Annotated in this window: 19 protein-coding genes; 3 read left to right on the top strand and 16 right to left on the bottom strand. The window is 59.7% G+C overall.

Annotated features, from left to right (window positions below):
* Positions 1-37 precede the first annotated feature (37 nt).
* The 3 genes from ACH79_RS41155 (at position 38) to ACH79_RS41145 (ending at position 1,563) form a co-directional block, all read left to right on the top strand.
* On the top strand, positions 38-532 hold the full coding sequence (locus tag ACH79_RS41155; protein ID WP_161855857.1) for a hypothetical protein: 495 nt from the start codon (positions 38-40) through the stop codon (positions 530-532).
* A gap of 22 nt (positions 533-554) precedes the next feature.
* On the top strand, positions 555-833 hold the full coding sequence (locus ACH79_RS41150) for a hypothetical protein (RefSeq protein WP_161855856.1): 279 nt from the start codon (positions 555-557) through the stop codon (positions 831-833).
* Between the two features lie 196 nt (positions 834-1,029).
* A complete protein-coding gene (locus tag ACH79_RS41145) occupies positions 1,030-1,563 on the top strand; it encodes a hypothetical protein (RefSeq protein WP_161855855.1) in 534 nt (177 codons plus the stop codon).
* 15 nt (positions 1,564-1,578) lie between these two features.
* Here the strand turns inward: ACH79_RS41145 and ACH79_RS41140 are convergent, their stop codons facing one another.
* The 16 genes from ACH79_RS41140 to ACH79_RS41065 all read right to left on the bottom strand — a co-directional run bounded on the left by ACH79_RS41140 (position 1,579) and on the right by ACH79_RS41065 (position 13,598).
* Positions 1,579-2,133 carry a hypothetical protein gene (locus ACH79_RS41140; protein ID WP_161855854.1) on the bottom strand — a complete coding sequence of 185 codons (555 nt, stop codon included), beginning with the start codon at positions 2,131-2,133 and terminating at the stop codon, positions 1,579-1,581.
* On the bottom strand, positions 2,130-2,306 hold the full coding sequence (locus ACH79_RS41135) for a hypothetical protein (RefSeq protein ID WP_161855853.1): 177 nt from the start codon (positions 2,304-2,306) through the stop codon (positions 2,130-2,132). The genes ACH79_RS41140 and ACH79_RS41135 overlap by 4 nt, the downstream gene beginning before the upstream one ends.
* 142 nt (positions 2,307-2,448) lie before the next feature.
* A complete protein-coding gene (locus ACH79_RS41130; protein WP_161855852.1) occupies positions 2,449-4,872 on the bottom strand; it encodes a DUF4238 domain-containing protein in 2,424 nt (807 codons plus the stop codon).
* Between the two features lie 315 nt (positions 4,873-5,187).
* Positions 5,188-6,303 carry a hypothetical protein gene (locus tag ACH79_RS41125; RefSeq protein WP_161855851.1) on the bottom strand — a complete coding sequence of 372 codons (1,116 nt, stop codon included), beginning with the start codon at positions 6,301-6,303 and terminating at the stop codon, positions 5,188-5,190.
* A gap of 61 nt (positions 6,304-6,364) precedes the next feature.
* The gene (locus ACH79_RS41120; protein ID WP_161855850.1) at positions 6,365-6,703 is read right to left on the bottom strand and encodes a hypothetical protein; all 339 of its coding nucleotides are present in this window, start codon (positions 6,701-6,703) and stop codon (positions 6,365-6,367) included.
* Entirely contained in the window at positions 6,700-7,026 is a 327-nt protein-coding gene (locus ACH79_RS41115; RefSeq protein ID WP_161855849.1) for a hypothetical protein, read from the bottom strand. Before ACH79_RS41115 ends, ACH79_RS41120 begins: the two co-directional genes overlap by 4 nt.
* 72 nt (positions 7,027-7,098) lie before the next feature.
* A complete protein-coding gene (locus ACH79_RS41110) occupies positions 7,099-7,383 on the bottom strand; it encodes a hypothetical protein (RefSeq protein WP_161855848.1) in 285 nt (94 codons plus the stop codon).
* Between the two features lie 27 nt (positions 7,384-7,410).
* Positions 7,411-8,430: a helix-turn-helix domain-containing protein gene (locus ACH79_RS41105; RefSeq protein WP_161855847.1), complete on the bottom strand. Its 1,020-nt coding sequence runs from the start codon at positions 8,428-8,430 to the stop codon at positions 7,411-7,413.
* A 79-nt stretch (positions 8,431-8,509) separates the two neighbouring features.
* A complete protein-coding gene (locus ACH79_RS41100) occupies positions 8,510-9,202 on the bottom strand; it encodes a DUF3102 domain-containing protein (RefSeq protein WP_161855846.1) in 693 nt (230 codons plus the stop codon).
* Positions 9,199-9,489: a hypothetical protein gene (locus tag ACH79_RS41095; RefSeq protein WP_161855845.1), complete on the bottom strand. Its 291-nt coding sequence runs from the start codon at positions 9,487-9,489 to the stop codon at positions 9,199-9,201. The genes ACH79_RS41100 and ACH79_RS41095 overlap by 4 nt, the downstream gene beginning before the upstream one ends.
* Positions 9,490-9,605: 116 nt before the next feature.
* Positions 9,606-9,878, bottom strand: a complete 273-nt coding sequence (locus tag ACH79_RS41090; RefSeq protein WP_161855844.1) for an AlpA family transcriptional regulator — start codon at positions 9,876-9,878, stop codon at positions 9,606-9,608.
* 5 nt (positions 9,879-9,883) lie between these two features.
* Entirely contained in the window at positions 9,884-10,126 is a 243-nt protein-coding gene (locus tag ACH79_RS41085) for a hypothetical protein (RefSeq protein ID WP_246738334.1), read from the bottom strand.
* A 98-nt stretch (positions 10,127-10,224) separates the two neighbouring features.
* A complete protein-coding gene (locus ACH79_RS41080; protein WP_161855843.1) occupies positions 10,225-10,635 on the bottom strand; it encodes a hypothetical protein in 411 nt (136 codons plus the stop codon).
* A gap of 245 nt (positions 10,636-10,880) precedes the next feature.
* Positions 10,881-12,284: a site-specific integrase gene (locus tag ACH79_RS41075; RefSeq protein WP_161855842.1), complete on the bottom strand. Its 1,404-nt coding sequence runs from the start codon at positions 12,282-12,284 to the stop codon at positions 10,881-10,883.
* 516 nt (positions 12,285-12,800) lie between these two features.
* On the bottom strand, positions 12,801-13,202 hold the full coding sequence (locus tag ACH79_RS41070; protein WP_161855841.1) for an ACT domain-containing protein: 402 nt from the start codon (positions 13,200-13,202) through the stop codon (positions 12,801-12,803).
* Positions 13,203-13,283: 81 nt separating this feature from the next.
* The gene (locus ACH79_RS41065; RefSeq protein WP_161855840.1) at positions 13,284-13,598 is read right to left on the bottom strand and encodes an EthD family reductase; all 315 of its coding nucleotides are present in this window, start codon (positions 13,596-13,598) and stop codon (positions 13,284-13,286) included.
* Positions 13,599-13,729 lie beyond the last annotated feature (131 nt).

Genomic DNA, 13,729 nt, shown 5'->3' with positions numbered 1-13,729 from the left:
CTGACGAACGCGGTAGGCTCGTTGCGGGGGACGGCAAATGAAGGCTGCACTTTGGTTGCTCTTGGGGCTTGTGATCGGCTGTGGCGCGGGGTGGTTCGTGCGCGATCTAGCCGAGCAAGACGTTCGCGCCAGCGTAACTTTCAGCTTCAACGATAAACTGGCGGACCGGCAGGTGCCTTACCTCAGCGCGACCGGTAGCTGGCGAGGCGGTGACTTGGCAAACAAGATCAATACGGTTCGTATAGTCTGTGATGCCTCCGAGAGTAACTGCGATCTGTACCAAGCCGACGTGATGTCGCTGAGCGGCCAGCCTTGGCTCTCCTCGTATCGCAACTCTTTCCGTATCACGAAGCTCGATGCCCAGAGCGTGGTGGCCGAGGCGTTGCCGGACGTATGCATTCGCCAAGCACTGACGTTCGACCGTGTAGCGAAAGCGGTGACGATGGTCCGCACAAAAATCAATCGAGAGGATGTCTGCTCAGCGGTGCAGGATGAACCACTGACGCTCTATCTTGGCGAGCCGCTGCGTTGATGGGAGGCAAAAGGTATCTGGCATGAATAAACGATTTATCGCACTTTCATTTGCTGTGCTGTTGGCTGGTGGGCTGACTGGCTGCGGGGAAGAGAACTTGGAGCGGGCAGACTTCAACGCCTATTTCTACTATCCCGACAACAATCGAGAGGAGTTTCTGGGCCTCGTAACGGGTCTCTCCGCCTGCCAGAGGGCGGCGTCGGGGCGAGCCGCTTCACTGAACATGAGCCGTTCGACCGGCTGGTCCTACATTTGCTGTAAGAAAACGTCGTCATCAAGCTGTGAGAGCAAACATAAGTGAGCACCGGCGAGGCGGCGATGCATTATGCCGTGCGACGATCGCTCGGGTCCTTTGGGGCGCGTCGGAAATGCGAGGAACGCGCGACGCCGGGGTGCGAAGATATTCCCCATTCCGCATTTCGCGTTTAATTTGTGTGCCGTTTCGCACGCGATGGCGGACCTACCTTGGCGACGGCAGGATGCTGTGGACAAATAAGATGGACGATTACCCGGCAAATCTCGCGCCTGAATTCGAGGAAGGCGGCGCAGTCAAAACCCCGTTTGATGAGTGGTGGGCGCAGGCACAGCCTTCATTTCCCAACGTCCCGGTGGATGTTGCTCGCCAATGGCTACACCGCCACTGGAAGCACTCACCTTACAGCTACCTGATTTCCAAGAACTACAGGTTCGACCAGAGACAATGGGCAGATCTCAAGACAATCCTAACCAGGTGGAGCGACTTCAAAGCCGAAAACGCTGGCGCGCTCGAAAAGGGCGAGGAGTTGGTGAACCTCAAGCCTGACTGGATGCCGTATGTGCCAAAATACATGCTGGAGCACAGCAAATTCCCGGCCCCGATTATCGTTCTCGACAATCAGGACGGGCACCACGACAAGGAATATCCCAAGCAGCATGATCTGCCGAGCGCCTACGTCTTAGTAGAAGGGCACACTCGGTTCAATGTCGGCATTTACCTGCAATCTGCTGGCAAGCTGAACCAAGCCGACGTTTGGCTGATGACAAGAGTATAGGCAGAGGCAGGCTTATTACTTGCTCCGCGCTTTGAGCGCCCACAACCGATAGGCATCCTCGATGTATGCGTCCGGCTCTGTCGGTTCCGGTACCAGCCTCGCGCCCTCTCTGCGGAAATGATCTAAGCCACGCCCGAGCTTCCGTCCTGCAAGGGTGTGCTGATCGTTCGCCCAGTCGGGAATGGTAGGCACGAAGTCCTCCAGCGATGACCGCAGGCCGATGGCGGCGGCGAAGTGGCAGCCCGCGCGGGACTTTGGTGACCTGCACATCATGCGGATCGCATTGCCCACCATTAGCCGGGCTTCACCGATCGACTTCGCGTAGCGGTCCCTTGATGTGGCCAACGATGCAGCGACGAATGGAAAGACTTGCGGCGCTGCGATGGTGTCGAGGTCTTCATGCGCGATAATCAGCAGCCTGTTGCAGACCATCGAGTGGAAGGCTTTGCTGGTGTGCATGAGTTCGACCGCGAACTCCATCGCTTCGCGTTCCATCCCGCGCCTGATCGCCTTCTGCATGGCCGAGACGCAGGTCATTGCGTTAAGGCCGTTCTTGGTGTCCGGGATCATTGGCCGGCTCCCTCTCGCGAGACCGGGCCGACAACGACGGTCTCGCCCGCGACCTTGCCGGCGACGATCGCGCGGGCCTGTTCGAGCGAATAGGCGTGGACGACGAAGAGCGGCTTGGGGTCCTTCTGGCCGGGTATCGCCTGAAAGACGCTGAAGGGCTTTGGACTTTGCACTGACTTGCTCCTGTGGCTGGTTGGCGTCCTCCTGTTCAGCCACCGCTGGCGAGCGCAGTAAAATCATGTTTTTGCTTGTAAATTCATTGTCCTACGTTGTTTCGAACCTGCCGTTTGCCCCCCCGCAATGTCCACGTGCGGCCTATTTTGCTTCTTCGATGAAGAATGCCATAGGGACGGACGATATGTGCATCTCCGAACTGGACATCAGGAGGAGACGGCTGACGGTATTGTCCTGAATGCCACCGCGCGGGAAAATGCCGGAGACCTTTGCCTCCTTGACGAGAATGCCGGCCTTCCTCAACGATGCCTGCGCCGAGACATGGGTCCGGGCAAACCGAGCCGCCAAATGCTCCTCTACATTGGCCTTCGGTTCGCGGTCGTAGAGCTTCGACAGGTATTTGAGAACGCGCATCATCAAAGCCGGATAGCCTTCAAGGCTCATTTCGGAAGCCAGCGCCGCAATATCCGCAACCTGTCGCGGGAACGCAAACGCAGTATGCTCGATGTTATCTGCGAGCGCCGTGAGAACCTGCGGCGCCGCTGCGGCCCGACGGCGCACTGCTCCGCGGATTTCGGTCCAACGATAGTGACTGTCAGTTACGATGCAGGAGCCTGTTGCCTGGGCCAAGTACAACGCCATCTCGAAATTCGGGGCGAGCTTCATAACGTGAAACTGCCCACCTTTCCTGCCGCCTTCAAGGGAACCCTCTTGCAGAACAGCCAGTGGATCTCGCTCCTTCAGCACGTCGAGACCGCGTAGCGTCTCTTCTACCTTCACTTCGTCCATACCCGGCACAGTTCTTAACAACTCGGATCGCAGGTAATGCCGTGGCCACAGCATCATGTGTCTCTTTCTGTCCTCCCTCATTAGTGCCGCCAGCCGAGGGTCCTTTTCCAAATCAAGTTTGACACCAGCCGAGCGTGCCGTAGCCATTTGAAGCATTTGGTCGCGAAGATGAGTATTGAAGTCACACGGATCAGGAATGAGATTGATCAAACCTCTTTCGACCAGCGGCATGATCTCAAAGAGAAGGACCAAGGCCTTGAGAATTTCTTGACGGTAGGCCCGCGGGTTTTCGACCGGACTGTATTCTTTCTTGACCGTTCCAGCGTGCATGAAAGGGTGCGGTACGATTAACTCACCAAAATAGAGCGGTGCCCCGTATGCGAAGTCCGCCATCGTCGTAGGATGGATCGACCCTGTAAAAACCGCCCGAGCCGTCCCATCAGGCTTTGGCAGTAGCGGAAAAAGATCAGTCTCAAGCGGCCATAGTGCCTGATAGAGAAAATAGATTTCGCCGATCTGCTCGTCCGTCATATTTCGGCGGACGGTGACCCAGTCCCTACCGTCCTCAAGGTGGAGAATTTTTGTGATGCCGTTGTAGAGCATGATGTTTCGTTCGCGGATGCTTGGTTCTTTCCAAGTTCGTCGCAGCGCATGAGGCTTTTTCTCGCAGCACTCCTTGTAGGTGAGGCCAGACCCGCAGCCACACGGATCCTTTGGCTGCGGCGGCTTGTCAGGTACGTGCTTTTTCAGAAAATCCCTTGGCTTCTCGGTCCTACCGAATTCGTCCTGATAATAGACGCTGCCATCTTCGAACCGAGCGAACATCTCGCCGCCGTAGAGGAGGAGTTCACTCTTCGGTGGCATTAGTGTTGCGCGAAGCTCGCTCCAAGAGGCGGAAATGCGTCGCTCAGGGTAAAGCCACTCTTTGCGGCCGGCAGCAACAAAGCGGCGGGCGCGCGCCTTCAGCAAATAGTTCACTTGCGTGACTTCTTCGCTGGAAAATCGGCGCGTCCGGACGAATGCGTCGGTTCGAACCATCGAACTTCGATAATTTCGTGGGAAGGTCCGCTTCTCAAGCGGGCTTACGGAAGGATCCTTCGCGTACTCCAAATTGGTCAGAATGAGACAGAAGTCCCGGCTGAGGGGGAAGATCGTCTGCGAGGCTTTCAACGCAATTGAAGGATCATGCGGGTACGCGCACGCCACCGCGTCGGGTGGAGCAGCGTAGTTGTAGATGGTCACTGGATGGTCGCTGATGATGAACTTCACGTCGGCATCCTCAGCGGAGACGACCTCCCGCACTCCCTCGGTCCAGATCGTGCAGTGCATCATGCGGATGCCCTGCATCTCAAACATCAGTTCGTTTTGCGAGAGCTTGGGGTACTGCGCACGAAGCCAGGCCAACCCCTTCGGGGTACGAATTTTCTGGATATCAAGATATTCGAATAGCGTTCTGAAATGTTTGTGCATCTCACGGAGATCAGGTCCTGCAAACGCCCTGATGGCCTTCGATCCTCGTGCATCAATGGAGCCGAACAGGTGTCGCTCTATTTCGTCATTGACCGATGTTCCGAAAAAGGTCGAATACAAGTCCATTTGCCGAAAGGCGCGAGAAGTCGGCGCATCGAAAATGGCTCTCTCGCTAATTGTGCGCCCGTCGGCCAAAACCTTTTGGGGAGGTTCAAGGTCCAGATAAGCAAACGAGTTGCGGCCGGGTTCAAAGAACCCTTCCTGATACCATTGTGGGACGTAGTGATTGTTTCGTGTCTTGGACATCGCGCCATTAAAGCATGACGCGCCTTTCCTTTTTGCCCGAACCAATGGTTGCGTACCAGTTATTCACATCCGCTACCAAAAGGGGAGATTGCGCTCTGCCGACCACAACCCCTTGATTAACCGGGCCAAGTCCGCCGGTGGAAAGGTGCTTATCCGTTTTTCAAGGGTCTGCACGACGACATTAGATCAAACAGCGGCGGCCCGCATCGAGTTAGCCGGGCCGCCGCGCTCGTGTCCCACCGCTGAAACCCATTGGCCGCTCGCGGTAGGGTTCGCCGCACGGCCATGCTGAAACGATGCGGCGATCTCTGCACCTCACCTGATCTCGATCACATGCGAGTAATCGGCTGCCTGCCCGAACGGCGTCACGTCGTCGGTGACCTCAAGACGGACACCCAGCACGGCCCGGATGTCGGCATCTTGCCGAAAATCCACCGACTGTCCCGCCTCCTGCATCCGCCAGATCAGCGCAGCTTCCTGTCTCTCGACCTCAAGCCGGTCGCCGTCGATCTCAGCCAGCTTCTCGGCGCGATCTTGTTCCGACAGCGCATTGCCGTCGTCGCTGTTCTCGGCGATCAGCTTCTCGAGGCGGGTGAGCAACTGGTCGCGATGCAGCCAGCACAGCAGTGCGAGAGGATCGGCCACCTCGCCGCGTGCATCACCGAAGATCGACTTCTGCTCGTGCGTCATCGCAACGAGGTCGAGCCGCTGCACCGTCTGTGGCCATCTGATCGGTGCCCCGACCTCGACCAATGCGGAGACATCCGGTTCGCCGCGCTGCGCCAGTCGCTCGATCTCGGTGCGGGCCTTGCCGATGCCCTCGGATGACGGCAACGGTGCGGAGCGCGCCCGGTTCTCGTCGGCCAGCAATTCTCGTGAGCGTCGCTGCAGTCGTTCAAGCGCCTGCCTCTCGGTCTCGTTGCGCTTAAGGACTGAGCTGATCGCAATCTCGCCGTGATCGACAACGCGGTTGCCGCCCGGGATGCCGCCGGAAAGCCACTGCTCGCCGCGCTCGCAGAGCCGTCCGACATTGTTGGTTCTGGCGCTGCGGTCCTCAAGCAGAACCTGCTTCCGCTGCAGTTCCTCGCTGATGGCCGCGATCTTGCGCTCGACATCCCTGACCTGAATGTCGTCAGTGGGCTCTTTCTCGGTTGATGCCCGCAACCCGAAGCCGCCTGCCGACTTCGGCAAGGTTAGCTGCCGCAGGCGAGCTTGCTCGCGCTGGGCGTCCATCCGCAACTCGTTAACCCCATCGACCATCGGCATCGAAAGGGCTTTGGCGTCGTCCCACCGCTGCTGGAGCGCCTGCCACCGCAATCGGGCCGCCTCTGGCAGTATTGCTGCTGGATTACCGTAGCGCGGGATCAGCAGGCTCGGCACCGGGCCGTGCTCGATGAAATCAGCGTTCGCTGGTGCTCGCTCGAATGCCATGGTGTGTTCCTGTCACGTGAGGCGTCGAACATGGACCACAAGGTGGGCCACGAAAACCGGATCAGGCGGCCAGCGCGCGCCGGATCACGCGCTCGCTCGGCACTTGGTCGCGCAGCTTCAAAATCGACCAGCACGCTTCGGTGATCCTGCCGACATGCCGTGCTGGGCATTGCACCTCGGTCCGGTCGCGACGCCAAGCCAACGCGGAATACCGGGCCAGCTCCCGGTGCAGCTCCGCAGCGGCAGAGCGTTCCGACATGGCATTGTAGAACCTCGACCGGGCGGCCCTCAACAATTCATCGCGGCGCGCCAGTGCATCGAGCAGTGCAGTGCTCCGCTGGCCTCGATGCCGTGGCAGCGGTGTGGCAGTGAGCCTGGCGTGGTCAAGTGGCCGGGTCATCGCCTCGCCTCGCAAGGATCAAGGAACCGGCCGCCGGGGATCACCTGCTGTAGAACCCGCGTGGCTTCGCGCTCGATCATGGCCGGTGGCAGATCATTCCAGCACGCCATGCAGAACGCCGACACGCTGGCCGATGTTGGCGCGATGGCCGCGGTTGCGAACAGGAACGCGGCGGGCTGTGCCTCCTCGGCAAAGCTTGCGCGACAGGCCGGGCAAAACGGTTGTCGCTGCTGGATGGTGCTGCGCCAGAACGCGAGCGCGTTGCCCAGCAGCGGGTAATGGTCGAGAGCACTGTCGTCGGGCGAAACCAAATAGGTCAGCACCGCGCCGGACGCCTTGCGCCGGAATGCCCGCAGATCGGCGCGACGCTGGTGACGGTTACTCACAGCGGTGCCTCAGAATGGAACATCTGGCAACTCGATCCGCCGTTCAAGCCTCTGCCATAGCGCTTCTCGGGTTGCCTTAGGAAGGTCACCGAACTCGACCCAAACGTCACTGTTCGGTGAGCGAGCGAAATACTCCCTCCCAACGTAATCAGACGGGTCCGGATGAATTCCATAAGGATCGAGGACATCTGCGTACCACCACCGCACCTCGGCGGTCTCGGGATCGATCTTTAGCCCTGCCTCCTTTCGGATCGCGAGAAACTCTTCAATCGCCTTATCGATGTTGTTCGTCATAGTCTGGCTCCTCTCGCTTGGGGTTGTTCATTGCGGCCGCTCCTGCGGGGCCTGCGTGCGTGCAATTATCGTCAGCGCCTCGGCCAGCGTCGGGAGCTCATCCGTGCCACGCGCGCGGACGAACTCCGCAACGGCCGCCAGGACCCGCGCCAACGGGCAGTCGGCCATCCTGCGTGCGAAAGCGAAGTATGCTGCAGCTTCGTCGCCAAGGCGGTCCGCTGGGTACGCCGCCAGCACGTCCGCGAAGACGGGCTCGGCGTTCGCAGCGGCGGCAGGCCGACCCATTGCGGCATCGGGATTGTCGCGAAGGGGAGATTGTCGCGATGGGTCCGGTGTCGAGGATGTTGACGAATGCGCTTCCGGTTCTGTCCGCGCGTCAGCGCGCCGAACAGGTGGCGCATGATCAGGAGCCGCGCCGCTGCCGTCTGCGCTCTCTCTAACAACTCGGGTGGTGTTAGAACTATCCACACGGGCGGTGTCGGCCCCGCCTTCGGCGGCCGCCCGGAGGTTATTCTCTACGGAGATACTGTCTCTTAGGAGATGTGTCCCAGTGGTAGGCCCTTTTCCCGAACATGCATGGTCCGTTTCCTGTGGCTTGGATGGGCCGTTTTCCGATTTTTTCGTCTCACTGGTGGGCCATTTGTCTGGCTCAAAACTCCTCACTGGTGGGCCGTTTGCGGCCTCCGGCATGGCCAGCCGATAGATCGTGGATTGCCCGTCTCGTCCGGGTCTGCCCTTACGAACAACAAACAGCAGCCCGGCGGCGACGGCCTTGTCCAACAGGCGGTTCACGGTCGATTTGGTCATCCCAGTTTCAGCAGCCAGTGTCCGTGAGCTGCGCCATGTCAGTCCGGTCTGGCTGTTCACTCCTTTCGGACTTGTGGCCATGTTGATCGCCATCTGGGCGAATGACACGTCAACCATGCGAGCGGTAATGCAGGCACCGGCGACCGCCAGCCATGTGAGCTTGTCGGTCGCGGACTTGATCGTGCCCCACGCCTCAACGGGGATTTCAAGGTCAGGGCGAGCGATCTTCTTTTTGGTCATGGCTCGTCCTCCAGCGCCCGCCCAGCGCGGTGTGGATCACGTCGGTCTTTGTCTTCTGAATGTTTTGCCCTGTAGTTGTTCACGCCGCCGCCTTCCGGTTCTGGATGGCAACAGCAACCTCCTGCAGAAAAATGATAACGTCGCTGATCCTGTCCGGGTCGTGTGTCGTGGCAACGAAGCTGGCCATAGGCTTCGTCTGCAAGTGCGCCAGCGTTGCCACCGCCTGATCGAACGACGGCAAAATCACGTCGTGGACAGTGGCTTCAGGTGCAGGCGGCAATTCGGGCGGCGGACCTGCAAGTATTTCTTCGACGTCGTCTTGCAGTTCATCTGCTTCGGTCTCTACGCCTGCCGGGGACGGCTCCGGCTCCGGCGGCCTCAACGCGTCCGCGATAGTGTGCGCTCGATGGACGCTGACCCATCCGGTCTCGGCTGCTTTCAGGATCGCCTTGATTGTTTTGCGATCATTGAACGGATCATCCAGATCGTCCAACGCCCTGCCGAGCCTATAAAGCGCGGTCGGGCGCAACTTCAAATTCGTAACGATTGGGAATTTGGCCGCGAAGCGCGCCGCCGCCATGTAGTTCTCGGCCGTGCTGGTACTCTCCGAGAAGTGTTCTTCGAGCCACGGCAACCATTCTCCGTGATTGAGCTGACCACGCGCTTCGGTCAGCAATGCGCCAATGGCAATGAAGCTGGTCGCCTCCCGAGCCAGTTCGCTGTGTAGTTCGTCCGTGATCAGTGTGAGGTCGCGCCTTTTCTTTCTGGTCATAGGATAAGCCCTCGCTCGCTCGCGGTGCAGAAGAGCAGGACAGCCTTGACGTTGAGCCGTTTGCCATCGAATAGCTGCATGGAACGCGGTGCAATCGCGCCAAACAATCGACCCCGCTCGTAGGCCCAGTAATCATCTTGGACATCATGAGCGAACGGCCGCCCGGCGCGTATGTCGTCGAGGCCACGCGCAAAATGCGGGTGACGTATGATTGTGATCGGCGAACAAGTGCTCGTTTTGACCTGCTGGCGTCGCGCAGATCGCGGACGTGTTTGAAACTTACTCATACTGGCCTCCCCTTAGGGTGAGGCCGGGGTTTGCAAGTGTAGCGACGCGGGCGCATATGGTGGGCCGTTCGAGTGCCCTTCATTGGCCGGTGCGCTTTAGCTAGCGCCCGGCCTTTCTACTGAGCTTCGCGCTGGTGGTTTGCACGGCCACGGCTGCGGCCGTTTACCTCATCTTGCCATCGGATGATTTCGTCCGCGAACCAGACCCTGCGGTTTGGGCTTATGTAGGTCGATTTCGGAAACCGCCCCGCCTTCTCCATCCGCCAGAGCGTTACCGGGCTGACCGGCACAATTTGCAGAACCTGCTCTTGATTGAGCATGCGGCGAGGAACGGACGTATCCGGTGCGACTTCTTGCAGGTCGGTTTGCTTGTTCGTTGCCGTGTTCATGGCGTTTACTCCACGACAGCGGTCGCGGCCTCACGCTCGCGACGCCAATCGGTTTCCGCCTCCTCGGTGATGATCACGCGATCAAGAATGCGGGTCTCGCGCGGACCAAGGCCACGCTCGCGCATTTTCCGATAGAACCCTTCGGACAGTGCGTGTCGGGCGCAGAATTGCGGGATCGAGTAGGCTTTGCGCGGGATACCCGCATCCCGCAGGGCCGCCGCCATTTCAGCCTTCGTCTGGTTAGCCATTTTCGGCTACTCCTCAGTAAATGACACCGAGAAGCATGCGACATCGCCAGCAAATTGCACGTGTGCAAGTGTGCATGCACAAACGAACAGGAGCCGCGTTATGGGCGTGGTAGTCGACCTATTGTTCGGCTTCGCAGGATGGTGGTGCGATCAACCGCGTGCCCGTATCGCTTGTGGTAGGCGTCGCCGACCTTCTTGACGATGTCGGCATTAGAGAGCTTTGCCGGCGGCTTTCCCTCAGGCGGCCAGTAGCCGCGCGAGATCAAGTTGACGCGGCGCTCCTTGGGCCCTTCCTTTCGGGTCTTCGCTTCGGTGGTGGCGAGCAGCTTCTCCGCCCATGGCGGCGGGATCAAACCGGCTTCGACGCCGATGGCGCGATCGATGATCTTGGCCCCCTTTTCCTGTTTAGCGCGCTCCTCCTTGAGGACTGCGATTTCCTCGGCGGTTAACCTCCGCGAGATGGCGGCGCGTTCTTCGGGTGTATAATGCTTCGCAGCCTTCTTGCCCATGGCGGCACCATTGGCTTGAGGTCAGTCCGGGCCGGGCGTGACAGCGCCTTGGCCCGGTCGCACTGTAGCACTTCCAGCGCGGCTCGCCCGTGCGTTATCCGGAAGCCGCCGCCGCCACACACCAGCCCGCCAAAGCGCGCACCAGTGGCCAAATGGCGGGTTTCACCAGCTTTCAAATGAATAGGCCCGGCCAGCTTCGCGCTGACCGGGCCGCTCAAGTCCGACACGGTGTCGGATTTCGATGATCAGGCGGCGAGCCGCAGCTTGGCGACTGCCTTCGGTGCAGGTTCGCCGATGATCCGCCGTAGTTCGGCTGCGATGCCGTCGAGCACCGCGCGCTTCTGCTGCGCGCGCTTCGATTGGTTATAGATGCCGGTCACCCGATTGACCTTCTCGCCGTCATCCTTGGTCACAGCGTGATCCAGGCATTTCGCAATGGCGGCGTCAGAGTACCCGAGTTCACCGGCCAGCGTAGCAGCAGTGCGGCGTAGGTCGTGCGGCGTGAATGGCTTCAGGCCCAACAGTTCGCACAGACCCGGCTTCTTGCTCTTGTCCGCGTTCTTCTCGTGCTTGGTGCCACGCAGCGCGGTCGCCATCGCGATCCTGTGGATTGGCTGCCCCGGATAGACAGGGCTTTCAAAAACAAACTGTTGTGCGTCGCTGGCCAACGCTTCGCGGATAATCTCGACTGCCAGATCGGATAACGGCTGCTCGATCACACGACGCTTCTTGACCCGCTTGGCCGGTACGCGGAAGTAAGGCGCGCTGCCGTCGAGGTCGAACAGTTCATTGCGCTGTGCGCCCAGCAGTTCGCGGGAGCGCAGCATGGTGACCAACTCGAATTTGAGCGCCAGCCGCGTCTTACGATCCCAAGGCAGATCGTCGCGGTCGAGGCCATGCCAGAAAATCCGGATTTCCTCCTCAGTCAGCACCCGTTCGCGGGCATGTTCCTTCGGTAGCTTCGGAAGGTTGAATGTAGGGCGGCAGGTTTCGGGGACGAAGTCGCGGCCCGCTTCCGCTGCCCATGTGTAAAGGCCCGAGACGGCGCGGCGCATGTGGCGGGCGCTGCTGACTGATGGCTTGCCATACTTGCCGTCGAGAATGTCGTTCGACAACTCGGCAATGTCCTGCCGGGTCACGTCGCTGGCGATCATCCTGCCGAGCTTCGGCTTGACCAAGCGTCCCAAGTGGCCTGCGGTGTAGCGCCAGCTTTCGATCCGGGATCGCATCTCGCCATCGGCCTTCCGCTCCAGCTGCTGCATCCAATCGATGCGCAGGTCGATAATCTCGGCGACCGTCTTGCCGTGCTTGCCTTTGGCAACCCGGTGCTGGCGTAACTGATTAACTAGCACCGCCGGATCGAGCGCCTTCAACGCATAGACCCGGCTGCGCGCGTGTTCCACGGTGAAGGTATCGGGGTTGAAGATGCCGAGCGTGGTTGAGCGCTGCTTGCCGCTCCCCGGATCGGTGAACTTGAACGAGAGTGTGGCAGTGCCGGCCGGAATGATGGAGACGTAGAGGCCTGGGCATTTACGGTCGTAAATCTTAGTTCGCTTGGCGACCCGCTTTCCGCACATGCGGTCTGTCAGGATGATGCTGCCGTTGCGTCCGCGCTTGGCGGGGTCGGCGGTAGTGGTAGTATCGCTCATGGTTTCAGGCTCCTCGAAGGGTTTGGGACCATGGGCTCGGACTTGGGTCTCTCAGTCCTTGGAGGGTCGCGGGAGGCCTAGGGCCGGGCCCTGACTTTGGCGAAATGCCCTGAAAGCCCGCGACTGAGGGTAGAAGAAAAACCCTTGAAATAAAGGGTTTTGTTGGTTGCAGGGCCTTTCACCGGATTTCAAAATAAGGCCCACACGACTTCGCCGTACGCTTCCGGCGCGTACGTCTTGCGCGCCATCAGCGTCCATCGCATCTCACCGCACGTTCGTGACGATCGCGAAGCGCCCCTCATCTTGCCGTGAGACGGACGGAGTTATGCGACTGATTTGCCCGACCTGTTAAGCGGAATATTTTTGATTCGTGGACTTGACGTGATTTCGGAAAATCCGAATTGATTTGCCCTCGGGTTAGCTTGTCGCAGGGTGCGCGGAGAAAATGCACTTGCGCGCAAAGCAAATCAGTTCGCTGGGATGTCATCCTCCCGGATTTCGCTTCGCTCATCCGGGCTACGCTTGCCTCGACATGGATAGAAGATGTCGCAGAGCCTCATCCGCCCTGTGCTCCGGCACAAACAGATGATCGTGGTAGAAGGCCGACACGGCATTCACGCTGAAGCCGGCTTCGGCCAGGCGGCCGGTGACTGCCGCCAGGAAGCCGACGGCTTCAAGCGAGGAATAAACCGTCAGTGTGATCAGCCGCGACGCACATTGATAGAAGAGCCCGGCGCTTTCGGCTTCCTCACGCCGCACCACGAAGGTCGTTCCCTCGCGTTCGCGGAAGATGTGCACCGGGGTGAGGGTGGCTGGAATTTCCTCGTCGCCCGAAATGCTGCAGAAGACGAAGACGCCTTCGTGCATCTCGGGCCTCATATTTTGCAGCAACGTCGCGAGATTGCGTTCGCCCGGCATGGATCCGTTCTTTTCAAGGCGCACGCCGCGAAATCGGCGGGTTACGCTTTCGCTAACCCGCCCTACATCGCGAGCCAGGAGTCAGCCAACGACGACTTCGCTGATCTGGATGACCGGGGCCTGGTCGGTATAGTTCGGAATGTCGGCCATGATCTCCTTGGCGTGAGGCCCGAAGCCGGCCTGGAAGGCCTCGATCGAGTCGCAGAAGATGTGACACATCCCGACGTAGGTTGCGGGAGCGCCGGGTGCTCCGCCGGCCAGGCCCTTGTCCACCGTATAGGACTTGCACGCATCGCCCATGCGGGCTTTCACAAGTGGCATATGCTTGTCGCGATAGTAATCGTGATCGAAGCGCCCGCCGGGCGTATTGGGATACATTACGCTTACCTTGATCATGTGTGTCCTCCGACGTTCGCCGTTATGCTTCGGCAATATTCGAAATCTGCGGCAGTTTTGCGGATCTTGCAACCGGGAGGCGGCTTGTGTCCGGTGAGCGGGGGGCAAAGCGGACGTCATTCGCGATCGCG

Source organism: Bradyrhizobium sp. CCBAU 051011, assembly GCF_009930815.1.
Lineage (GTDB): Bacteria > Pseudomonadota > Alphaproteobacteria > Rhizobiales > Xanthobacteraceae > Bradyrhizobium.
The sequence above is the reverse complement of the archived record's forward strand: the minus strand, read 5'-3'. Positions and strand labels throughout refer to the sequence as shown.

Bases quoted from the DNA above. Each gene is read 5' to 3' on its own strand.
- ACH79_RS41110 (WP_161855848.1), bottom strand. From the start codon at position 7,383: ATGACGAACAACATCGATAAGGCGATTGAAGAGTTTCTCGCGATCCGA.
- ACH79_RS41130 (WP_161855852.1), bottom strand. From the start codon at position 4,872: ATGTCCAAGACACGAAACAATCACTACGTCCCACAATGGTATCAGGAA.
- ACH79_RS41120 (WP_161855850.1), bottom strand. From the start codon at position 6,703: ATGACCCGGCCACTTGACCACGCCAGGCTCACTGCCACACCGCTGCCA.
- ACH79_RS41100 (WP_161855846.1), bottom strand. From the start codon at position 9,202: ATGACCAGAAAGAAAAGGCGCGACCTCACACTGATCACGGACGAACTA.
- ACH79_RS41065 (WP_161855840.1), bottom strand. From the start codon at position 13,598: ATGATCAAGGTAAGCGTAATGTATCCCAATACGCCCGGCGGGCGCTTC.
- ACH79_RS41080 (WP_161855843.1), bottom strand. From the start codon at position 10,635: ATGGGCAAGAAGGCTGCGAAGCATTATACACCCGAAGAACGCGCCGCC.
- ACH79_RS41145 (WP_161855855.1), top strand. From the start codon at position 1,030: ATGGACGATTACCCGGCAAATCTCGCGCCTGAATTCGAGGAAGGCGGC.
- ACH79_RS41150 (WP_161855856.1), top strand. From the start codon at position 555: ATGAATAAACGATTTATCGCACTTTCATTTGCTGTGCTGTTGGCTGGT.
- ACH79_RS41140 (WP_161855854.1), bottom strand. From the start codon at position 2,133: ATGATCCCGGACACCAAGAACGGCCTTAACGCAATGACCTGCGTCTCG.
- ACH79_RS41070 (WP_161855841.1), bottom strand. From the start codon at position 13,202: ATGCCGGGCGAACGCAATCTCGCGACGTTGCTGCAAAATATGAGGCCC.
- ACH79_RS41090 (WP_161855844.1), bottom strand. From the start codon at position 9,878: ATGAACACGGCAACGAACAAGCAAACCGACCTGCAAGAAGTCGCACCG.
- ACH79_RS41095 (WP_161855845.1), bottom strand. From the start codon at position 9,489: ATGAGTAAGTTTCAAACACGTCCGCGATCTGCGCGACGCCAGCAGGTC.
- ACH79_RS41075 (WP_161855842.1), bottom strand. From the start codon at position 12,284: ATGAGCGATACTACCACTACCGCCGACCCCGCCAAGCGCGGACGCAAC.
- ACH79_RS41125 (WP_161855851.1), bottom strand. From the start codon at position 6,303: ATGGCATTCGAGCGAGCACCAGCGAACGCTGATTTCATCGAGCACGGC.
- ACH79_RS41085 (WP_246738334.1), bottom strand. From the start codon at position 10,126: ATGGCTAACCAGACGAAGGCTGAAATGGCGGCGGCCCTGCGGGATGCG.
- ACH79_RS41105 (WP_161855847.1), bottom strand. From the start codon at position 8,430: ATGACCAAAAAGAAGATCGCTCGCCCTGACCTTGAAATCCCCGTTGAG.
- ACH79_RS41155 (WP_161855857.1), top strand. From the start codon at position 38: ATGAAGGCTGCACTTTGGTTGCTCTTGGGGCTTGTGATCGGCTGTGGC.